Origin of the sequence: Photorhabdus sp. RM322S, from assembly GCF_042879395.1 — a bacterium.
In the GTDB taxonomy this organism is placed as follows: domain Bacteria; phylum Pseudomonadota; class Gammaproteobacteria; order Enterobacterales; family Enterobacteriaceae; genus Photorhabdus; species Photorhabdus khanii.
Window position 1 is genome coordinate 1 of the sequence record NZ_JBHFKW010000018.1, and the last position, 23,051, is coordinate 23,051.

Sequence of the window (23,051 nt, forward strand, 5' to 3'; positions counted from 1 at the left end):
ATTTCATATGCTGCATCGTTACTATTTCTAACGCCCTATGTTTCGTCATTTGTGGATGAAAATATAAAACCAAAAAAGTACATTATTATCATTTCGTTACTTTGCGGTGTTATTACCACTTTTCAATACAACATTGATGACATTAATATATATATTCTTTATTCTTTTATTAAAAACATCCTTCGTTTATTTTTAGGACCTTCTAATTTTTTAATATTAAAAAACATATCAACCAACCAATTTGAAAAAAACTTTAGTTATTGGCAGGTTTTATTTCAAATATACAAAATGTCGGCCCCGTTATTTTTAGGTTTTATTCTTATCTATTACTCAGTAAAACAAATTATTATTTTAATATCAGTGCTTTATTTTATTTCAGCAGTCTTATATATTTTTGTTTCAGAACCATTGATTAATGTTAACCGCAAAAAAAACAAGATATCACTAATTAATTACTTTAATATGATGGAAGATAATAGAATATTGTTTTCATTTATTGTTATTTCCATTTTAACTTGTTTTGGCTATCTATCAGATAGTCTAATAGCTCTTAGCTTTATGAAGCAGGGATTAAATGGAAGCCATTATAGTTTTGCTATGTGTCTTTCAGGTGTTTCAGGTGTTCTAATTGGTTTAGTATTTGGAAAGTATAAGATTAACATATCTTTAAATATTATGTTATCTTCATTCTTTTTGTGGGGATCGGGGTATCTTTTAATAGGAATAACAAATCAATTTAACGATTTATTTCCTGATAAAATTAATTTATTTTTTATATTTTTAGCAATGGTAATAATAGGAGTAGGATCGTCTATGAATAATATTATTGTTACCATTTATATGCAGAAATTCGCAACTAATGATAACTCGGCTAAAATATTTGGCTTAACGTCAATTTCTGTTGGTTTTTCCATGTTTATTGGCCCTTTGATAGGTTCCACAATATCTTATTTTTTTTCCATAAGCATCGTTTTTTTTACAACATTTATAGGTATTTTTTTAACCATAATTGTGGTTGTTTTAATAAATCGTAAATCCACGTCATGACACAGTTTTACTGAGGGCCAGTGGAGAGTGTATTAGAGAAGGTATTAAAAGACAATTTAATGTTGTAAATAAATGTCTTGTTGTTTTGTAGATATGCCAAGTTTATTTATATTCATAACTTAGCTATTTGAATTAATATGAATTATGATTAATAAAAAATAAATTTATGATGGAGCGAGTTAAAGTTTAACTTAAATAAGTGAAGTGAAATGGTTAGTGCTAAAATATATATTCGGCACTATGGGTGATGAATTTATATTGAGGGTTTTTGGTGTGATTTTATATTATGTAAGAGTTGATGGTTTATTCGGAAAATTAATTTACACTTAAGGTGTTAATTTTTTAATAATGTATTGCATAGAGTTTCCCTTAATATGGAAATATACTTTTCATGAGTTGTTAAGATTGTTTTATGAGCCGTGTAAATAATTTGATTTATTTTAAGTAATCATTTGACTGATTATTATGTCGGGTTATTTAGTGATGAGGATGAATATTTTTGTATCTAAATAGCTTTTCATAATACCGATACAGTTGGTCTATTTGATTAATATCCGAGCAATGCAAGTCTGATACCTGATAAGCCGCACTAACTCATCACTCTGCTATGCATAGCGCACAACCCTTGCTACACAAGGCGTTGTCCGAAGTGGAGCACTATTTTGGAAAATTATTTAGGTAAATATTGAATGTGTGGAATTGTTCTTCCAGGAAAAATAATGGTTTCTATCGTGTTTTATAATTAAAGTGAGGTAAATGGATTTTACCTGAATGAATTATTCACAATAGCTATTCAGAAACGATGAAATTATGATTAAATTATCTGAGGTATTCGTCCACACTTCCTTTATCAGATTTATGCTGTGGTGACTTAAACGATTTTGAAAACTGTTTTTTAGTTTTTTATCGTATATATACCGGATAATACCTATATGTTGTCGTTCTTTTCAGGTATAGCCACTCATATTCTACTTACTTTTAGCTTCTTGGTAGTAAGATAACGCTTACAGAAGGCATTTAGAATTGCCAGAAAGTTGCTATTCTGCCTTTACTCACATTGCTAACATCTGTTTCTAGCGTTATGTTAATTAACTCAGCATCAATATATCGCTGAGAGGCCATTCGTCTTACTAAAATAAAAGTGGAAGGAACTTCCGATTTATTAACTTGCAAACAGAGCCTGGAGGAAAACCTATGGAGATGTTATCAGGAGCTGAAATAGTCGTCCGATCGTTAATTGATCAGGGCGTTGAACATGTATTCGGTTATCCGGGCGGCGCAGTACTGGATATTTACGATGCCTTGCATACGGTTGGGGGAATTGAACATATCCTGGTACGCCATGAGCAGGGTGCGGTTCATATGGCTGATGGCTATGCCCGTTCTACAGGGAAAGTTGGTGTGGTATTGGTCACTTCCGGGCCAGGTGCGACCAATGCCATCACGGGCATTGCGACAGCTTATATGGATTCAATTCCAATGGTTGTATTGTCCGGTCAGGTAGCCAGTTCCTTGATTGGTAATGATGCATTCCAGGAATGTGACATGGTGGGGATCTCCCGACCGATCGTGAAACACAGCTTTTTAGTGAAAAAAGCGGAAGATATTCCGAAGGTACTGAAAAAAGCCTTCTATTTGGCCGCCAGTGGTCGTCCGGGGCCGGTAGTCATTGATTTACCAAAAGACACGGTAAATCCGGCAGTAAAACTCCCCTATATTTATCCTGAGCAGATAAGCATGCGCTCTTATAATCCGACGGTGCAAGGGCATAAAGGGCAGATTAAACGGGCACTAAGAAAACTGTTGAATGCGAAGAAACCCATCATATATGTGGGTGGTGGGGCAATTAATGCAGATTGTTCAGCAGAATTGCTGGTATTGGCAGAAAAATTCAATATTCCTGTTGTAAGCTCCCTGATGGGGTTAGGCAGTTTTCCGGCAACTCACCAGCAAAGCTTGGGAATGCTCGGTATGCACGGTACATTTGAAGCTAACAAAGCAATGCATAATTCCGATGTGATTTTTGCTGTTGGTGTACGTTTTGATGATCGCACAACCAATAATTTGGCAAAATATTGCCCGGAAGCAACTGTTTTGCATATTGATATCGATCCAACATCAATTTCGAAAACTGTTGCCGCAGATATACCTATTGTTGGTGATGCTAAACCGGTGCTGCGGCAAATGTTGGAACTGTTGGAGACAGAGGAAGACACACAGGACCCGGATGCGCTGAAAGATTGGTGGTTATCTATTCAGCAATGGCGTAGCCGTAAATGCCTCAATTTTGATCGCAGTGGTGAAAAGATTAAACCGCAAGCGGCTATCGAGGTTCTCTATCGTTTGACGAAAGGTGAAGCTTATGTCACTTCGGATGTTGGACAGCATCAGATGTTTGTTGCATTGCATTATCCATTTGACAAGCCAAGACGTTGGATCAGTTCCGGTGGTTTAGGGACGATGGGATTTGGCTTACCGGCTGCGTTGGGGGTCAAACTGGTGAAACCGGAAGCAACAGTAGTCTGTGTGACGGGGGATGGCAGTATTCAGATGAATATTCAGGAATTATCCACGGCGTTGCAATATGGGCTGCCGGTACTGGTTTTGAACTTGAATAACCGTTTCCTGGGAATGATAAAACAATGGCAAGACATGATTTATGCAGGCCGTCACTCTCAGTCCTACATGGAATCTTTGCCTGATTTTGTCAAACTGGCTGAGGCTTATGGTCATGTTGGCATTTCTATCCAGAGTTATGACGAGCTGGAAGGTAAATTGGCAGAAGCCTTGAGAGAGGTGACTGAAAATCAGCGGCTGGTATTTGTTGATGTCACAGTGGATGAAACTGAACACGTATATCCTATGCAGATCCGTGGAGGAGCAATGGATGAGATGTGGTTAAGCAAAACGGAGAGAACCTGATTATGCGCCGGATTTTATCTGTATTACTTGAAAACGAATCGGGGGCTTTGTCCCGTGTTGTTGGTCTGTTTTCTCAGCGTGGCTACAACATTGAAAGTTTAACTGTGGCGCCAACTGACGATCCAACATTATCGCGAATGACAATTCAGACTAAGGGCGATGCCAGGGTACTTGAACAGATTGAAAAACAATTGCACAAGCTGGTGGATGTGTTACGAGTCAGCGAGTTGGCAGCGGGTTCTCATGTAGAACGTGAAATTATGCTGGTGAAATTGCAGGCCAGTGGGTATGGACGTGAAGAGATCAAGCGCAGTACCGATATTTTCCGTGGGCAGATCATTGATGTGACTTCTACTTTATATACCGTACAACTGGTAGGAACCAGCGATAAACTGGATGCATTTCTGGATGCCGTTCGTGATGTAGCTGAAATTGTTGAAGTTGCTCGTTCCGGTATTGTTGGTGTATCTCGTGGGGATAAAATTATGCGATGAAAAATCGCAAACTGCGGGGCAATATACATACATTTATGAGGCTCTGCGATAAAGTAGGGCTTTTTTGGTGTCTATGAAGGAGTTAATGTGAAACTGGATGAAATCGCCCGCCTTGCAGGTGTTTCACGCACAACGGCCAGTTATGTGATTAATGGTAAAGCCAAACAATACCGTGTCAGTGATAAAACGGTAGAAAAAGTGATGGCAGTGGTCAAAGAGCATAATTACCATCCTAATGCTGTGGCAGCCGGTCTCCGTGCAGGACGCACTCGCTCTATTGGTCTGGTTATTCCAGATTTAGAAAATACCAGCTATACCCGCATTGCGAATTATCTCGAGCGCCAGGCTCGTCAGCGTGGTTATCAATTATTGATAGCCTGTTCTGAAGATCAGCCTGATAATGAAATGCGCTGCGTTGAGCACTTGTTACAACGGCAGGTGGACGCAATGATTGTTTCTACTGCATTACCGCCGGAGCATCCTTTTTATCAGCGCTGGGCAAACCGCTCTTTACCTATTGTTGCGCTCGATCGTGCATTAGAAAATGAACATTTTATCAGCGTAGTGGGCGATGATTTTGAAGATGCTAAGATGTTGGCACAAGAGTTTCGTCAATTCCCTGCTGAATCTGTGCTGTATCTCGGCGCATTGCCTGAACTGTCAGTCAGTTTTCTGCGTGAACAGGGATTTCGTGAAGCATGGAAAGATGACCTTCGTCAGGTTATGTACCTTTACTCAAACAGTTATGAGCGTGATGCCGCGGCTGAAGTGTTCGCCAAGTGGTTGGAAACTCACCCAATGCCACAGGCGTTGTTCACTACCTCTTTTGCTCTGTTGCAGGGAGTCATGGATGTTACGCTTAAACACAGTGGCCGGTTACCCAATCAATTGGTAATTGCGACTTTTGGTGATCATGAATTATTGGATTTCCTCGAATGTCCGGTGCTTTCTGTCGCGCAGCGTCATCGTGAAGTGGCGGAACGGGTCTTGGAACTGGTATTGGCGAGTCTGGATGAAAAGCAAAAACCAGGACCAGGTATCACACGGATACACCGTGACTTATGCCGGAGAGGAAGTTTGAGTCGGAAATGATGATAAAAGCGCCTCATTAATTCTTTGATGGGGCGCTTTTGCTACCAGAGTTGTAAAAAAATATGCAAGGGCAACTTGTAAGGACATTTTTATCTGAGTGTTTTAGCGCGCTCAAATACAATTTCGTTCATACATAAATTATTTAGTAGAATAAAGGGCGGGTAACAACGTCTTTTTAGATTAGTGTTTGTCTATTTTCTGCTTTATTTTTACTGCTATTTATACATTAATTTGATTTTAATAGTATTTATTGTATGGTATTTTTTATTACCAATTGGTTTTAACGTTGAATGTATCAAATGAAATGATAAATATTTCTGTACAGTTGTCGAATAGTAATGAAATGTAAATTATGTAAATAAATTAATAACACAATTATTTTTTCATTATTTTGTCGTAAACGTTTATTCTCCTTTGCTTGTAAAATTATTCAAAATTATCATAGCATTAATTATTATTGATATTGCTAAATTTAATAATTATCCCCCTTAACGGCCAAAATTCTTCTACCAAATATAGCTAAAGCGCATCGGCTCTGGCTTGACAAGGTTTTCGTCCCATCCGTAAACTCCTTATTGTGGGGATTAGTGGGATAAAGTGGTAATTTTTGATCGCCTAAGGCAACCTGAAGATGTTTCGTGGAGCAACGCTGGTTAATCTCGATAGCAAGGGGCGGCTCGCCGTACCTACCCGATACCGGGTTATGCTAAACGAGGAATCACAAGGGCAAATGGTGTGTACCATTGACCTCCATCAGCCCTGCCTGTTGCTTTATACACTACCTGAATGGGAAATTATTGAAGAAAAGCTCTCCCGCTTATCCAGCATGAATCCGGCGGAGCGCCGGGTACAACGTTTGCTCTTAGGTCATGCCAGTGAATGCCAAATGGATAGTGCAGGACGTCTTTTGTTAGCTAATACACTGCGCCAGCACGCAGGGCTAGCTAAAGAGGTCATGCTGGTTGGTCAGTTCAACAAATTTGAATTGTGGAATGAGCAGACTTGGTATCAACAGGTTAAGGATGACATTGCGGCTGAGCGATCTACTCAGGAACCTTTATCAGTACGGCTACAGGACTTATCACTATAAACATGGCAAACAGTCATTTTAAACATACCAGTGTATTGCTGGATGAAGCAGTCAATGGACTGAATATTCGTGAAGATGGAATCTATATTGATGGCACATTTGGCCGTGGTGGGCATTCGCGTCTGATTTTGTCGCAACTGGGGACAACAGGTCGTTTAATTGCCATTGATCGTGATCCGCAGGCAATTGAAGCAGCAAAAGCGATCACAGATCCGCGTTTTTCAATAATACATGGCCCATTTTCTGCATTGGCTCACCATGTAGAAGAAGTTGGGCTGACTGGCAAAATTGATGGTGTATTACTGGATTTAGGTGTTTCCTCACCGCAACTGGATGACCCGGAACGTGGTTTTTCTTTTATGCGTGATGGGCCACTGGATATGCGGATGGATCCGACTCGTGGGCAGTCAGCGGCAGAATGGCTAATGAAAGCAGACGCGGATGATATTGCATGGGTGTTGAAAACGTTTGGTGAAGAACGTTTCGCTAAACGTATTGCCAGAGCAATTGTCACACGTAATCAGGAAGAACCCATTACCCGGACAAAAGCGCTGGCCGATTTGATTGCACAGGCCAGTCCGGTGAAAGAGAAGCATAAACATCCAGCGACAAGGAGCTTCCAGGCTATCAGGATTTATATCAACAGTGAGCTGGAAGAGATTGAGCAGGCGCTGGATGGTGCATTACAGGCGCTTGCACCAAAAGGGCGGCTTTCAGTTATCAGTTTTCATTCACTGGAAGATCGCATTGTTAAGCGTTTTATTCGTCATAACAGTCGTGGGCCACAGGTGCCGGCAGGATTGCCACTGACAGAAGAGCAACTGAAAGCGCAAGGTGGGCGTAGCCTGAAATCTGTTGGCAAGATGAAACCGTCTGAGGAAGAAGTGGCTGATAACCCGCGGGCTCGTAGCTCTGTTCTGCGTTTTGCTGAAAAAGTTAGCGAATAATGGCAGGTGAACGTCACGGGTTAACCGGTATTATCGGCAGCGATTTGTTTAGGAATGCCAAGATACCGTTAATTCTTCTAATAGCTGTCATGATTTCAGCCATAGGTGTTGTAACCACGGCACATGAAACCCGTTTGTTGACGGCTGAAAGAGAACATTTGGTATTGGAACGTGATGCGTTAGATATTGAGTGGCGTAATCTGATCCTTGAAGAAAACGCCCTTGGTGATCACAGCCGGGTTGAACGGATAGCCGTTGAAAAAATGCATATGCAGCATGTTAATCCTGCACAGGAAAACATCGTTGTTTCACAGTGAGTTAATTTGATGATGATAAGGTAAGCGATGAAAGCAGCACGCTGCGCGAAGTTAAAACGGCAAGAAGATAAAGCCAGTTTTGTTAGCTGGCGTTTTGCCTTGCTGTGTGGAGGTATTGCCCTTGCTTTAGTTTGCTTGTTGCTGAGAGTGGCTTACTTGCAAGTCATCAATCCGGAGCAATTGGTTAAAGAAGGGGATTTGCGTTCCCTGCGCGTGCAGTCAATTCCGACTGCACGCGGCATGATCAGCGATCGTATGGGGCGACCTCTGGCTGTCAGCGTTCCGGTAAATGCTGTCTGGGCAGATCCGAAAGAGGTATTTGAAAAAGGGGGAATTACTGATGATACCCGATGGAAAGCCTTGTCGGATGCGATTAATCTGCCAGTTGAACAACTTACCAGCAAAATTAGTGCTAGTCCTAAAGGTCGCTTTGTTTATCTGGCGCGTCAGGTTAACCCATCGGTTGGTGATTATATTCATAAACTGAAATTGCCGGGAATTTATTTGCGTCAGGAATCCCGGCGTTATTATCCGTCAGGTCAGGTAACTGCCCATATTATTGGTGTGACTAACGTTGATGGTCAGGGTATTGAAGGCGTCGAAAAAAGTTTTGATCGCTGGCTGACGGGTCAGCCAGGTGAGCGGACGGTACGCAAAGACCGTTTTGGCCGTGTCATCGAAGATATTTCCTCTGTTGATAGTCTGGCGGCACACAATCTGGTATTGAGCATTGATGAACGTTTGCAGGCACTGGTTTACCGCGAATTGACCAATGCGGTTGCCTTTAATAAAGCAGAGTCCGGGACAGCGGTATTGGTGGATGTTAATACAGGTGAAGTGCTGGCAATGGCAAACAGCCCATCTTATAACCCAAATAATCGCATCAATACGTCAAAAGAAGCGATGCGTAACCGTGCTATCACCGATATTTTCGAACCGGGTTCCACTGTTAAACCTATGGTGGTCATGGCCGCGCTAAATGATGGTATTGTCAAAGAAAATACTGTTATTAACACAATACCTTATAGAATCAGCGGTAAGGAAATTAGGGATGTGGGCCGTTACTCAGAATTATCCATCACGGGTATTTTGCAGAAATCGAGTAACGTTGGTGTTTCCAGGCTGGCGTTAGCGATGCCTGCTAAAGAGTTAGTGGATGTTTATTCACGCTTTGGGTTGGGAAAAGCGACCAATTTGGGATTGGTTGGAGAAAGCAGTGGCTTATATCCAATAAATAAACAACGGTGGTCAGATCTTGACAGAGCCACTTTTTCTTATGGCTACGGGCTGATGGTAACACCGTTACAGTTAGCTAGGGTCTATGCAACGATTGGCAGCATGGGGATTTATCGTCCCCTGTCGATTACCAAAGTTGATCCACCCGTGCCAGGCACAAGAGTATTTCCTGAGCCAATTATGCGCACGGTCGTTCATATGATGGAAAGTGTCGCTTTACCCGGTGGTGGTGGAACAACGGCCGCGATAAAAGGATATCGGATCGCAATCAAAACCGGTACTGTGAGGAAAATCGGACCGGATGGAAAATACATTAATCGATATATCTCTTACGCCGCAGGTGTTGCTCCTGCAAGTAATCCAAGATTTGCACTGGTTGTGATCATTAATGATCCACAAGCAGGTAAGTATTACGGCGGTGCGGTTTCTGCGCCGGTATTTGGTGCCATTATGGGCGGTGTTCTGCGCATCATGAATGTGGAGCCGGATGCTTTGGCGGCAGGTGATAAAAATGAATTTGTGATTAATAAGAAAGAGGATACAGGTGGCAGATCGTAATCTACGCGATTTACTCGCGCCATTGGGTATTGATGCCCCAGAGTGCGCGTTACGCGAAATGACATTGGACAGCCGTAAATCGGCTGCCGGAGATCTGTTTGTTGCCATTAAAGGGCATCAGGCAGATGGTCGACTCTACATTCCTCAGGCCATCGCACAAGGTGTTGCGGCGGTTATTGCAGAAGCTCAGAGCGGCGCTGATAACGGGACTGTGCAGGTTATGCACGGTGTTCCGGTTGTTTATGTGAGCGATTTGAATAATAAGTTATCACAATTAGCCGGTGAGTTTTATCGCCATCCTGGTAATAAATTGCGTCTGATTGGTGTCACTGGAACCAATGGAAAAACAACCACTACTCAATTGCTTGCTCAGTGGAGTCATGGATTGGGTGAAATCAGTGCAGTGATGGGAACTGTTGGTAATGGTTTACTGGGGCGTGTGGCGCCAAGTGAAAATACCACCGGTTCAGCCGTTGATATTCAACTGGATCTGCAACAACTTGTTCGGCAAGGTGCGACCTTTGCGGCAATGGAAGTCTCTTCTCACGGGTTGATTCAGGGGCGGGTGGCAGCGTTGCCATTTGAGGCGGCGGTATTTACCAATTTGAGCCGTGATCACCTTGATTACCACGGTGATATGGAACACTACGAAGCAGCTAAGTGGTTGTTATTCTCTACTCATAATGTGAAACAGCAAATCATTAATGTTGATGATGATATTGGCCTGAAATGGTTATCCCGTTTACCACAAGCGGTTGCTATGACGATGGAAAACCGTTTGCCGGAAAACTGGCAGGGGCGTTGGTTGGCGGCTCGTGAAATAAAATATTACGATAAAGGTGTCTCTATTACTTTCGAGTCTAGTTGGGGTGGCGGTACAATTGATAGCTCTCTGATGGGAGCATTTAACGTCAGCAACTTGTTGTTGGCACTTTCCACCTTATTAGCTTTGGATTATCCACTGGAAAAGCTGCTTGAAACTGCTTCCTGCTTATCGCCGGTCTGTGGGCGAATGGAAGTATTCACTGCACCGGGCAAACCGGTTGTCGTTGTCGATTATGCTCATACACCTGATGCGCTGGAGAAAGCTTTGGCGGCTGCACGCTTGCATTGTAAAGGTAAGCTTTGGTGCGTTTTTGGTTGTGGTGGCGATCGCGATAAAGGCAAACGTCCTCTGATGGGCGGTGTGGCAGAACAGTGGGCTGATTATGTGATTGTTACTGATGATAACCCGCGCAGTGAAGAGCCACAGACAATTGTTGCTGACATTCTGACGGGTTTTATCGATCCGGGCCGCGCGATAGCGATTCATGGCCGTGTTGAAGCGGTAACCAGTGCCATTATGCAGGCAAGAGCAGATGATGTTGTATTGATTGCGGGTAAAGGCCATGAAGATTATCAATTGGTAGGTCATCGTCGCCTTGATTACTCAGATCGATTGACTGCTGCCCGGCTACTGGGGGTGATCGCATGATTTCCCTCACACTGCAACAACTGGTGCAAATCACTGATGGCGCCTTGAAACAGGTTACGGAGCAGCAGGCCGCAGATATCTGTATCAGTGATGTGACTACTGATAGCCGTAAAGTTGGAAATGACAGTCTGTTTATTGCATTGAAAGGTGAACGTTTTGATGCCCATGATTTTTCTGTTGATGCAGTAAACGCGGGGGTCAGTGCTTTGCTGGTCAGTCGTGTACTGGATGTTAATTGTCCGCAAGTTGTGGTCAAAGATACTCGTTTGGCTATGGGTAAATTAGCTGGCTGGGTTCGCCAACAGAGTAATGCTCGTATCGTTGCGCTGACGGGGTCATCCGGTAAAACATCGGTGAAGGAGATGACCGCAGCGATTTTGCGTCAGTGCGGTAATACTCTCTATACAGCAGGTAATTTGAATAATGATATCGGAGTGCCACTGACATTGTTCAGACTGACAGAGCAACATGAGTTTGCCGTGATTGAATTGGGTGCAAGCCATATTGGTGAGATTGCCTATACCACGGAAATGACCCGACCAGAAACGGCACTGGTAAATAACCTGTCTACTGCACACCTGGAAGATTTTGGTTCTCTGGCGGGTATTGCAAAAGCGAAAGGAGAAATTTTTGTCGGCCTTCCAGAAAATGGCACTGTCATCATCAATATGGAAAGCAATGATTGGACGCACTGGCAACAGGTTATCGGTGACAAAACAGTGCAGCGTTTTTCCATACAACAAGCATCAGACACTGATTTTTACGCTACAGATATTCAGGTCAAACAGTTGACTACGGACTTTTGTCTGCATACTCCCGCTGGCAGCACAGAAATCACTTTGCCATTACCGGGAAAACACAATGTTGCCAATGCGTTAGCTGCCAGTGCGTTGGCAATTTCTGTTGGCGCAACGTTAAAAGATGTCCGTCTTGGCTTATCCGGGCTGAAACCTGTATCAGGTCGGTTGTTTCCAATCAAGCTGGCAGAAGGAAAATTGCTGCTTGATGACACTTATAACGCCAATGTCGGTTCGATGACCGTTGCGGCTCAAGTGTTGTCACAAATGCCGGGTTACCGGGTAATGGTTGTTGGTGATATGGGTGCGTTGGGTGAACAATCAGAAGACTACCATCGTCAGGTTGGTGAAGCTGCGGCTTTGGGGGGTATCGATAAGGTATTCAGTGTGGGCGCGTTAAGTGTTCACATTAGTGAAGCGAGTGGATGTGGACAGCATTTTGCGGATAAAGCCGCGTTGGTTGCAGCGTTGGTTCCACTATTACAACAACACAAAGTGATTTCCGTTTTAGTTAAAGGTTCGCGCAGCACTGCGATGGAAGATGTCGTCAGCGCATTACAGGAGAGCTTCACATGTTAGTTTGGCTGGCCGAATATCTGGTCAAGTATCACACCGGCTTTAATGTCTTTTCTTATCTGACGTTTAGAGCCATCGTCAGCCTGCTGACTGCACTGGCTATCGCATTATGGATGGGGCCGCGTTTAATCGCTTTCCTGCAAAAATTACAAATTGGGCAGGTTGTTCGCAATGATGGGCCGGAATCTCACTTTAGCAAGCGTGGTACACCGACGATGGGGGGATTGTTGATCCTGTTTTCAATCACGATTTCTGTACTGTTGTGGGCTCGTTTGAATAACCCCTATGTCTGGTGTGTACTGACTGTTCTGATTGGCTACGGCATTGTTGGTTTCGTGGATGATTATCGCAAAGTTGTGCGCAAAGATACTAAGGGGTTGATTGCCCGTTGGAAGTATTTCTGGCAGTCCGCTCTGGCATTGGGTGTGGCATTTGCGATGTACAGTGTTGGGAAAGATACCCCAGCAACACAATTAGTCGTGCCATTCTTTAAAGATGTGATGCCGCAACTGGGTGTGCTTTACATTCTGTTGACCTACTTCGTGATTGTCGGAACCAGCAATGCGGTGAATCTGACTGACGGGTTGGATGGTTTGGCAATTATGCCAACCGTTTTTGTTGCGGCGGGTTTTGCCCTTGTGGCATGGGCAACAGGTAATGTCAATTTTGCCAATTATCTGCATATTCCTTACCTGAACTATGCGGGTGAGCTGGTTATCGTCTGTACTGCGATTGTTGGCGCTGGATTAGGTTTCCTGTGGTTCAACACTTATCCGGCTCAGGTTTTCATGGGTGATGTGGGCTCTTTGGCATTAGGTGGTGCACTTGGAACCATTGCTGTGTTGCTGCGCCAGGAATTTTTGCTGGTAATTATGGGTGGTGTATTCGTAGTAGAAACCCTATCAGTTATCTTGCAAGTGGGTTCTTTTAAACTGCGTGGACAGCGTATTTTCCGTATGGCGCCTATTCACCATCATTATGAATTGAAAGGCTGGCCGGAACCGCGCGTTATCGTGCGTTTTTGGATTATTTCACTGATGTTAGTACTGATTGGCTTGGCAACATTGAAGGTACGTTAATCATGGCAGATTATTTGGGTAAAAAAGTCGTCATTATTGGGTTGGGGCTGACGGGTCTCTCCTGTGTTGACTTTTTTATGGCGCGAGGTGTGATCCCCCTTGTGATGGATACCCGTGCAACACCGCCTGGCAGAGATAACTTACCTGATGATGTTGAGTGTCATAGTGGAAGCCTGAATGCTGGCTGGTTGATGGATGCTGACTTGATTGTTGTAAGCCCAGGGATTGATCTGACAACCGTCGAGTTGCAGGCTGCGGCTAATGCAGGCATTGAAATTGTTGGCGATATCGAGTTGTTTTGTCGTGAAGCAACAGCACCGATAGTCGCAATTACAGGTTCTAATGGCAAAAGTACTGTCACTAGCTTGGTTGGTGAAATGGCGAAAGCGGCTAATTGGCAGGTGGGGGTGGGCGGTAATATTGGCCTTCCTGCATTAGAATTATTGAAGACATCCTGTCAGCTTTATGTTTTAGAACTTTCCAGCTTCCAGTTGGAAACCACATATAGTCTGAAAGCCGCGGCAGCGGTTGTGCTTAATGTGACTGAAGACCATATGGACCGCTATCCGCAGGGTTTATCTCAGTACCGGGCCGCTAAATTGAGAGTTTATCATCAGGCGAAGAGATGCGTTGTGAATGCTCAGGATGTTCTGACATTACCTGAAACGGGTATGGACAGCCGTTGTATCAGCTTTGGTGTCGATTGTGGTGACTACCAGCTTGATAGTGAAAGTGCACTTTTGAAAGTTCACAACCAATCACTGCTGGTGACAGATGAAATCAAACTGACAGGGCGGCATAACTACGTCAATGGATTGGCTGCACTGGCGTTAGCCGATGCGGTTGGGATCCCCCGTAAAGCCAGTTTGGCGGCATTGAAAGTTTATCCGGGGCTTGACCATCGTTTCCAGCTTGTCCATTTGAAGAATGGGGTGCGTTGGATTAACGATTCTAAAGCGACCAATGTTGGCAGTACGGAAGCGGCGCTTAATGGTCTGAAGGTGGATGGAACTCTTTATTTGTTGTTGGGGGGGGAGGGTAAGTCAGCAGACTTTTCACCGCTCAAGCCTTTTCTTAGTGGAAATAAAGTTCGGCTTTACTGCTTTGGCCGTGATGGGAAACGACTGACACAACTCCGTCCAGAAATGGCGACATTGACTGAAACGATGGAACAGGCGATACGCGATATTGCACCGCGATTGGTTGCCGGCGACATGGTGCTGTTATCTCCTGCTTGTGCAAGCCTTGATCAGTTCCGTAATTTTGAACAGCGCGGTCATGAGTTTGCCCGTTTGGCAGAGGAGTTGGGCTGATGTCTATTCCGGGGTTCAGTAGATTAAAAGACTGGGTTATTGGTGGTCGTGAAACTGATGTCACCAATATGGTGTTGTACGATCGCACACTGGTTTGGCTGACACTCGGATTGGGGATTATCGGCTTTGTCATGGTGACTTCGGCATCAATGCCGGTTGGGCAGCGTCTTGCAGAAGATCCTTTTTTGTTTACCAAACGTGATGCGATTTATCTATTGCTGGCTTTCGGGTTGTCATTAATCACACTGCGTATTCCGATGGATTTCTGGCAGCGCTATAGCAACCTGATGCTGCTTATTTCCGTTATTCTGCTGCTGGTTGTGCTGGCGGTAGGAAGCTCAGTAAACGGTGCATCACGTTGGATTGCTCTTGGGCCTTTGAGAATTCAGCCTGCTGAATTATCGAAACTTTCTTTGTTTTGCTATCTCGCCAGTTATTTGGTGCGCAAAGTAGAAGAAGTACGGAATAACTTCTGGGGATTCTGTAAGCCAATGGGCGTGATGGTCGTGTTGGCCGTATTACTTTTGGCTCAGCCTGACCTGGGAACGGTGGTAGTGCTATTTGTAACAACATTAGCCATGTTATTTCTGGCGGGAGCAAAACTATGGCAGTTTCTGGCGATTATTGGTTCAGGGGTATTCGCGGTAGTTTTGTTAATTATTGCTGAACCTTACCGTATACGCCGTGTAACTTCCTTTCTGGATCCCTGGGAAGATCCGTATGGCAAAGGTTATCAGTTAACGCAATCTTTGATGGCTTTTGGTCGTGGGGAGTTTTTAGGGCAGGGGTTAGGAAATTCAGTACAGAAGCTGGCATACCTGCCGGAAGCACATACTGACTTTATTTTCTCTGTTTTGGCAGAAGAATTAGGTTACGTAGGTGTGGTTTTGGTGTTGTTAATGATATTCTTCGTCGCTTTTCGCGCAATGACTATAGGCCGTCGCGCATTGCAGATGGATCAGCGTTTTTCCGGTTTTCTGGCTTGTTCGATTGGTATCTGGTTCAGTTTTCAGGCTCTGGTTAACGTTGGAGCAGCTGCGGGTATGCTGCCGACTAAAGGGCTGACTTTACCTCTGATTAGTTACGGTGGTTCAAGTTTGCTGATTATGTCGACAGCTATCGTATTGCTATTAAGAATTGATTTTGAAACACGCCTGGCAAAAGCACAGGCGTTTGTAAGGAGTCCACGATGAGTGGCAAAACCCGACGTTTAATGGTGATGGCAGGTGGAACCGGAGGGCATGTCTTTCCGGGCCTGGCTGTGGCTCATCATTTAAAAGACCAGGGCTGGGAAGTTCGCTGGCTGGGAACAGCCGATCGCATGGAAGCCGATTTAGTACCAAAACATGGCATTGAGATTGAATTTATTCAGATTTCTGGCCTGCGAGGTAAAGGGATCAAAGCTCTGTTAGTCGCGCCGGCACGGATTTTCAAAGCAATTCGTCAGGCAAAGGCGATTATGCGTCGCTATCAGCCAGATGTTGTGCTCGGAATGGGGGGATATGTTTCTGGTCCGGGTGGCGTTGCCGCGTGGATGAGTGGCGTTCCGGTTGTCCTGCATGAGCAGAATGGTATTGCCGGGCTGACAAACCGGTGGTTGGCGAAAATTGCTACAACTGTTTTACAGGCATTTCCCGGTGCATTTCCAAAAGCGCCTGTTGTTGGGAACCCTGTTCGCGAAGATGTGCTGGCATTACCTACACCTGAGCAACGTTTGACAGGGCGTGAAGGCCCCATTCGGGTTCTGGTTGTTGGTGGCAGCCAGGGAGCGAGAATTTTGAACCAGACAATGCCTGAAATTGCTGCCCGTATGGGTGATAAAATTACTGTTTGGCATCAGACAGGTAAAGGGGCTAAAGAAAGTGTCCGGAATGCCTATAACAATTCAGTTAAATGCGAACATAAGATTACTGAATTTATTGATGATATGGCGCAAGCTTATGCTTGGGCTGATCTGGTGATTTGCCGTTCTGGCGCGTTGACGGTTAGCGAAATAGCAGCGGCTGGATTACCTGGGATTTTTGTCCCATTTCAGCATAAAGATCGCCAGCAGTACTGGAATGCGTTACCACTGGAAAGGGCTGGCGCGGCAAAAATACTGGAACAACCACAATTTACGGTTGATGCAGTCATCGAATTATTAATTCAGTGGCAACGTCCACAATTGTTGAAAATGGCAGAGAAAGCCCGTTCAGCAGCAATTGTTGATGCCACTGAGCGAGTATCGGCGGCATTAATCAATGCAGTGAAAAAATGATTCAGATCGTCTTAAACAGGACGGCGAAGTAAACCTATACAGTGAAGAAAAAAACGTGAATACACAACAATTGGCGAAATTAAGAGCTTTCGTGCCTGAGATGAGAAAAGTCAGGCATATCCACTTTGTCGGCATTGGTGGTGCTGGCATGGGGGGGATCGCCGAAGTGTTGGCTAATGAAGGTTATCAGATTAGTGGATCTGATTTGGCGCCAAATCCAGTCACTCGGCAACTCACTAAACTGGGTGCTCAGATTTACTTTAACCATCGTCCTGAAAATGTACTGGATGCCAGTGTTGTTGTGGCTTCAACCGCAATACAGGCGGATAACCCAGAAATTATCGCTGCGCGTGAAGCTCGAATTCCGGTCATTCGCAGAGCAGAGATGCTGGCAGAACTGATGCGCTACCGTCATGGTATTGCTATTGCCGGTACTCACGGCAAAACAACAACAACAGCGATGGTTTCCAGCATCTATGCACAGGCTGGCTTAGATCCCACTTTTGTTAATGGGGGTTTAGTTAAAGCCGCAGGAACACATGCCCGTCTTGGCAGCAGCCGCTATTTAATTGCAGAAGCTGATGAAAGTGACGCTTCTTTTCTGCATTTACAGCCGATGGTGGCGGTAATTACCAATATCGAAGCGGACCATATGGATACCTATCATGGTGACTTTGAAAACCTGAAACAGACATTTATCAACTTCCTGCACAACTTACCTTTTTACGGGCGTGCGGTGATGTGTATTGATGATCCGGTTGTCAAAGAGTTAATCCCCCGTGTGGGACGCTATATCACGACTTATGGCTTTAGTGAGGAAGCAGACGTACGTATCACTCATTATGAGCAAAAAGGGGCTCAGGGATATTTTACTGTCAGTCGTCAAGATATGGCTGATCTAAAGGTCGTATTGAATGCACCGGGTCGCCATAATGCGCTGAATGCAGCAGCAGCAGTTGCTGTTGCGACTGAGGAAGGCATTTCTGGCAACCATATTCTGGCTGCGTTGGCAGGTTTTCAGGGTACCGGGCGTCGTTTTGATTTTCTGGGGAGTTTTTCTCTGAAACATGTTAACGGCAAAGAGGGCAGTGCAATGCTGGTTGATGATTATGGTCATCATCCAACGGAAGTGGATGCAACTGTTAAAGCAGCCCGTGCTGGTTGGCCGGATAAACGTATCGTGATGGTATTTCAGCCTCATCGTTATACCCGGACCCGTGATCTTTACGATGACTTTGCCAATGTATTGAATCAGGTCGATGTATTACTGATGCTGGATGTTTACTCTGCTGGCGAAGCCGTTATTTCAGGGGCGGATAGCCGTTCGTTGTGCCGTACAATCCGTAGCCGCGGTAAGTTGGATCCCATTCTGGTATCTGATCCGGAAAAAGTAGCTGCTGTGTTGGCACAGGTATTGGACGGTAATGATTTAATTCTGGTTCAAGGTGCCGGGAATATCGGCAAAATAGCGCGTAATCTGGCTGAAACAAAATTACAGCCATCTTTGAATGAGGAAAAACACAATGGCTGAGAAAGTCGCGGTACTGTTGGGAGGAACTTCCGCTGAACGTGAAGTTTCACTGTTATCGGGACAAGCCGTGCTGGCTGGATTGAAAGAAGCAGGTATTAATGCATATCCGGTTGATACAAAAGATTTTCCTGTCACTCAGCTGAAAGAGGCGGGGTTTGAGAAAGTCTTTATCGCGCTTCATGGGCGTGGTGGGGAAGACGGTACTTTGCAAGGTGTCTTAGAATTTTTGCAGTTGCCTTATACCGGTAGTGGCGTGATGGCTTCTGCATTATCGATGGATAAATTGCGGACAAAACAGTTATGGCAGGGGATCGGGCTAACTGTTTCACCTTATGTTCCAATTAATTCTAAGCAATTTGAACAATTTACTGATTTGCAACTCAAAGAGTATATAGCCGATTTAGGTTTGCCATTAATTATTAAGCCAAGCCTGGAGGGTTCCAGTGTTGGAATGACTAAGGTGAACGAGATTTCAGAGTTGCGTGGTGCGCTGGAAACGGCATTTCGTTATGACACTGACTTGCTGGTAGAAAAATGGCTGTACGGCCCGGAATACACGGTAGCTATCCTCGGTGATACAGCTTTACCTTCTATTCGTATTCAACCCGCTGCTGTTTTTTATGACTATGATGCAAAATATCTGTCTGAGGAAACAAAGTATTTTTGTCCAAGTGGCTTAAGTGATGAAAAAGAGCAACAACTGACAGAACTGGCACTTAAAGCTTATAAGTCAGTTGGATGCAGCGGCTGGGGCCGGGTGGATATCATGATGGATACTGATGGTGGTTTCTATCTGCTGGAAGTGAATACTTCCCCAGGGATGACCAGTCATAGTCTGGTGCCGATGGCGGCACGTCAGGCCGGGTTAAGTTTTTCACAGTTGGTGGCAAAGATTCTGGAGTTGGCTGATTGATATGTCTCAAGCGGCCCTGAAAGTAAGGGAACGGGATAACGAAAATAACAGTTCCCGCCCCAGTAATGGCTCTTATTTGGCAGGGCTTATTTTCTTCCTGATGGTTCTTGGGACCATTGTTTGGGGGGGCTGGGCAGTCCTGAACTGGATGAAAGATGCTAATAGATTGCCTATTTCAAAACTAGTGGTAACGGGTGAGCGTCACTACACTACCAATGATGCTATCCGGCAGGCAATTTTGTCATTAGGGCAACCGGGAACTTTCATGACGCAGGATGTGAATATTATTCAGCAACATATTGAACGGATGCCGTGGATCAGACAAGTCACTGTTCGTAAACAGTGGCCTGATGAACTGAGAATTCATCTGGTAGAATATGTTCCTTATGCGCGTTGGAATGACTCACAGATGCTGGATGCAGAAGGGCTGGTATTCAGTATACCGGCTGAATGGGAAGCTAAAAGTAGTTTTCCGATGCTTTATGGTCCACAAGGCAGCGAGAAAGAGGTACTGGATGGCTATCGGGCTATGGCTAAACTTCTTGCTGCCAATAAATTGAAATTGAAAGTGGCGGCAATGACTGCACGTCGCTCTTGGCAACTGACACTGGATAATGATATCCGGCTGAAGTTGGGAAGAATGGATACAACAGGCCGTATTAAACGTTTTATCGAGCTTTATCCGCTGCTACAGCAGAACACAGAGAAAAGAGTAGATTATGTGGATTTGCGTTATGACAGTGGTGCGGCGGTAGGTTGGGCACCTTTACTAATTGATGCTCCTAATGCCCGGGTCAATGGGCAATAAACAGTTACTGGCAATAATATAGAGGCAGGCAGAACAACAATGATCAAATCGACGGACAGAAAATTAGTAGTTGGCCTTGAGATTGGCACAGCAAAGGTATCTGCCCTTGTTGGTGAAATTCTGCCCGATGGTATGGTTAATATTATCGGGGTGGGAAGCTGTCCATCCCGCGGTATGGATAAAGGCGGTGTAAACGACCTGGAATCGGTTGTTAAATGTGTACAGCGGGCTATCGATCAGGCTGAATTAATGGCGGATTGCCAAATTTCTTCTGTTTATCTGGCGTTATCTGGAAAACATATCAGTTGTCAGAATGAAATCGGGATGGTTCCTATTTCTGAAGAGGAAGTCACCCAGGAAGATGTAGACAATGTTGTTCACACTGCCAAATCCGTTCGTGTACGTGATGAATACCGGATTCTGCATGTTATTCCTCAAGAATATGCGATCGATTATCAGGAAGGCATTAAAAATCCGGTGGGACTTTCCGGCGTGCGTATGCAGGCGAAAGTTCACTTGATTACCTGCCATAATGATATGGCGAAAAATATTGCAAAAGCCGTTGAACGCTGTGGTTTAAAAGTCGACCAGCTTATTTTTTCCGGGCTGGCTGCCAGCTATGCTGTGTTGACTGAAGACGAGCGTGAACTGGGTGTTTGTGTGGTAGATATTGGCGGCGGGACGATGGATATTGCAGTGTATACCGGCGGAGCACTGCGTCATACCAAAGTCATCCCTTATGCAGGTAACGTCGTCACCAGCGATATTGCTTATGCCTTTGGTACTCCACCAAGTGATGCAGAAACGATAAAAGTACGCCACGGTTGTGCGCTAGGTTCGTTGGTTAGCAAAGATGAAAGTGTGGAGGTACCAAGTGTTGGTGGGCGCCCACCACGTAGCTTACAGCGCCAGACACTGGCTGAGGTCATTGAGCCGCGTTACATCGAATTACTGAATTTAGTGAATGATGAAATCCTGCGATTGCAGGAACAGTTACGCCAGCAGGGTGTTAAACACCATCTGGCGGCGGGTATTGTCCTGACCGGTGGTGGTGCTCAGATTGATGGTTTGGCTGAATGTGCCCAGCGTGTATTCCACGCTCAGGTGCGTATTGGTCAACCTCTTAATATTACTGGTCTGACGGACTATGCGCAGGAACCCTATTATTCAACAGCGGTGGGGTTGCTGCATTACGGAAAAGCCTCTCACCTTAATGGTGATGCGGATATTGAAAAACATGCTTCAGTGAGTCGCTGGTTTAAAAAAGTCAGTAGCTGGCTGAAAAAAGAGTTTTAATTTTATACAGAGACTGCATCTGTTTTTTTGGTCTCGATATAAAGGCATAAAGCGGAGAGAAACTATGTTTGAACCAATAGAATTAACCAATGATGCGGTGATTAAGGTCATCGGTGTCGGCGGTGGCGGCGGTAACGCTGTTGAGCACATGGTGCGTGAGCGCATCGAAGGTGTTGAATTCTTTGCAGTAAATACGGATGCTCAGGCATTGCGTAAAACTGCTGTCGGCCAGACTATCCAGATTGGTAATGGTATTACTAAAGGTCTGGGGGCTGGTGCAAACCCGGAAGTTGGTCGTACTGCTGCGCAAGAGGATCGTGATGCATTGCGCACTGCTCTTGATGGTGCGGATATGGTATTTATCGCTGCGGGTATGGGCGGTGGCACTGGCACTGGTGCAGCACCTGTGGTAGCTGAAATCGCAAAAGAGCTTGGGATTTTGACGGTTGCCGTCGTTACCAAACCTTTCAATTTTGAAGGTAAGAAACGTATGGCGTTTGCTGAGCAAGGGATCACTGAACTATCCAAACATGTGGATTCATTGATTACCATTCCTAATGACAAACTGCTGAAAGTTCTTGGCCGCGGTATTTCACTACTGGATGCTTTCGGGGCAGCGAATGACGTCTTGAAAGGAGCGGTTCAGGGTATTGCTGAACTGATCACACGTCCAGGTCTGATGAACGTTGACTTTGCTGACGTGCGTACCGTGATGTCTGAAATGGGCTACGCGATGATGGGGTCGGGTATTGCGCAGGGTGAAGACCGTGCGGAAGAAGCTGCTGAAATGGCGATTTCCAGCCCACTGCTGGAAGATATCGACTTGTCAGGTGCTCGTGGTGTTCTGGTTAACATTACGGCTGGCTTTGATCTGCGTTTGGATGAGTTCGAAACTGTGGGTAACACTATTCGGGCATTTGCATCGGATAATGCAACCGTCGTTATCGGTACCTCTCTGGATCCAGACATGAATGATGAATTGCGTGTGACTGTGGTTGCTACGGGTATTGGTATGGATAAGCGCCCTGAAATTACGCTGGTTACCAATAAAGCATCTCAGTCAAGCGTAATGGAACACCGTCATCAGCAAATATCTGGCGGTATGTCTTCGCTGTCAGAAGAAAATAAACCCGCTGCAAAAGTGGTGAATGACCAAAGCGCACAAACTAGCAAGGAACCCGATTATTTGGATATTCCTGCATTTTTGCGTAAACAGGCCGATTAATAGCTAAAAAATTGGATTCTCCGCTTTTTGTGCTAAACTCCCCCGCCAGCCATAGTGTATAGTGGTTGGCAGGATGGAT

Annotated in this window: 19 protein-coding genes; all 19 read left to right on the plus strand. The window is 44.8% G+C overall.

What is annotated here, in order from left to right:
* On the plus strand, positions 1-1,047 hold a 1,047-nt coding region (locus tag ACGF63_RS12220), incomplete at its 5' end, for an MFS transporter (RefSeq protein WP_387631087.1).
* A 1,194-nt stretch (positions 1,048-2,241) separates the two neighbouring features.
* The gene (gene ilvI, locus ACGF63_RS12225; RefSeq protein WP_387631090.1) at positions 2,242-3,969 is read left to right on the plus strand and encodes an acetolactate synthase 3 large subunit; all 1,728 of its coding nucleotides are present in this window, start codon (positions 2,242-2,244) and stop codon (positions 3,967-3,969) included.
* A 2-nt stretch (positions 3,970-3,971) separates the two neighbouring features.
* A complete protein-coding gene (gene ilvN, locus ACGF63_RS12230; protein ID WP_036842728.1) occupies positions 3,972-4,463 on the plus strand; it encodes an acetolactate synthase small subunit in 492 nt (163 codons plus the stop codon).
* An 87-nt stretch (positions 4,464-4,550) separates the two neighbouring features.
* Complete coding sequence (gene cra / locus ACGF63_RS12235; RefSeq protein ID WP_036842731.1) at positions 4,551-5,555, plus strand: catabolite repressor/activator; 1,005 nt, start codon at positions 4,551-4,553, stop codon at positions 5,553-5,555.
* A gap of 631 nt (positions 5,556-6,186) precedes the next feature.
* Positions 6,187-6,645 (plus strand): division/cell wall cluster transcriptional repressor MraZ, encoded by a 459-nt coding sequence (mraZ, locus tag ACGF63_RS12240; protein WP_021323947.1) that lies wholly within the window; start codon positions 6,187-6,189, stop codon positions 6,643-6,645.
* Between the two features lie 2 nt (positions 6,646-6,647).
* A complete protein-coding gene (gene rsmH / locus ACGF63_RS12245) occupies positions 6,648-7,592 on the plus strand; it encodes a 16S rRNA (cytosine(1402)-N(4))-methyltransferase RsmH (protein ID WP_036842734.1) in 945 nt (314 codons plus the stop codon).
* A complete protein-coding gene (gene ftsL, locus ACGF63_RS12250; RefSeq protein WP_036842735.1) occupies positions 7,589-7,909 on the plus strand; it encodes a cell division protein FtsL in 321 nt (106 codons plus the stop codon). Before rsmH ends, ftsL begins: the two co-directional genes overlap by 4 nt.
* Positions 7,910-7,936: 27 nt before the next feature.
* Positions 7,937-9,703 carry a peptidoglycan glycosyltransferase FtsI gene (locus ACGF63_RS12255; protein WP_036842736.1) on the plus strand — a complete coding sequence of 589 codons (1,767 nt, stop codon included), beginning with the start codon at positions 7,937-7,939 and terminating at the stop codon, positions 9,701-9,703.
* Complete coding sequence (gene murE / locus ACGF63_RS12260) at positions 9,690-11,177, plus strand: UDP-N-acetylmuramoyl-L-alanyl-D-glutamate--2,6-diaminopimelate ligase (protein WP_387631096.1); 1,488 nt, start codon at positions 9,690-9,692, stop codon at positions 11,175-11,177. The genes ACGF63_RS12255 and murE overlap by 14 nt, the downstream gene beginning before the upstream one ends.
* Positions 11,174-12,553 carry a UDP-N-acetylmuramoyl-tripeptide--D-alanyl-D-alanine ligase gene (murF, locus tag ACGF63_RS12265; protein ID WP_152962456.1) on the plus strand — a complete coding sequence of 460 codons (1,380 nt, stop codon included), beginning with the start codon at positions 11,174-11,176 and terminating at the stop codon, positions 12,551-12,553. The genes murE and murF overlap by 4 nt, the downstream gene beginning before the upstream one ends.
* On the plus strand, positions 12,547-13,629 hold the full coding sequence (gene mraY, locus ACGF63_RS12270) for a phospho-N-acetylmuramoyl-pentapeptide-transferase (protein WP_036842741.1): 1,083 nt from the start codon (positions 12,547-12,549) through the stop codon (positions 13,627-13,629). Before murF ends, mraY begins: the two co-directional genes overlap by 7 nt.
* A gap of 2 nt (positions 13,630-13,631) precedes the next feature.
* Positions 13,632-14,942: a UDP-N-acetylmuramoyl-L-alanine--D-glutamate ligase gene (gene murD / locus ACGF63_RS12275; protein ID WP_152962455.1), complete on the plus strand. Its 1,311-nt coding sequence runs from the start codon at positions 13,632-13,634 to the stop codon at positions 14,940-14,942.
* Positions 14,942-16,135 (plus strand): cell division protein FtsW, encoded by a 1,194-nt coding sequence (gene ftsW, locus ACGF63_RS12280; RefSeq protein WP_132352406.1) that lies wholly within the window; start codon positions 14,942-14,944, stop codon positions 16,133-16,135. The genes murD and ftsW overlap by 1 nt, the downstream gene beginning before the upstream one ends.
* Entirely contained in the window at positions 16,132-17,199 is a 1,068-nt protein-coding gene (gene murG / locus ACGF63_RS12285) for an undecaprenyldiphospho-muramoylpentapeptide beta-N-acetylglucosaminyltransferase (RefSeq protein WP_152962454.1), read from the plus strand. The genes ftsW and murG overlap by 4 nt, the downstream gene beginning before the upstream one ends.
* Positions 17,200-17,254: 55 nt before the next feature.
* Positions 17,255-18,730, plus strand: a complete 1,476-nt coding sequence (gene murC, locus ACGF63_RS12290; protein WP_036842749.1) for a UDP-N-acetylmuramate--L-alanine ligase — start codon at positions 17,255-17,257, stop codon at positions 18,728-18,730.
* On the plus strand, positions 18,723-19,643 hold the full coding sequence (locus tag ACGF63_RS12295) for a D-alanine--D-alanine ligase (protein WP_036842750.1): 921 nt from the start codon (positions 18,723-18,725) through the stop codon (positions 19,641-19,643). The genes murC and ACGF63_RS12295 overlap by 8 nt, the downstream gene beginning before the upstream one ends.
* 1 nt (position 19,644) lies before the next feature.
* Complete coding sequence (gene ftsQ, locus ACGF63_RS12300) at positions 19,645-20,451, plus strand: cell division protein FtsQ (protein ID WP_036842751.1); 807 nt, start codon at positions 19,645-19,647, stop codon at positions 20,449-20,451.
* A 39-nt stretch (positions 20,452-20,490) separates the two neighbouring features.
* A complete protein-coding gene (gene ftsA, locus ACGF63_RS12305) occupies positions 20,491-21,747 on the plus strand; it encodes a cell division protein FtsA (protein WP_012777290.1) in 1,257 nt (418 codons plus the stop codon).
* Between the two features lie 64 nt (positions 21,748-21,811).
* Positions 21,812-22,972, plus strand: coding sequence for a cell division protein FtsZ (gene ftsZ / locus ACGF63_RS12310; RefSeq protein WP_036842753.1), 1,161 nt, complete (start codon positions 21,812-21,814; stop codon positions 22,970-22,972).
* Positions 22,973-23,051: the final 79 nt, after the last annotated feature.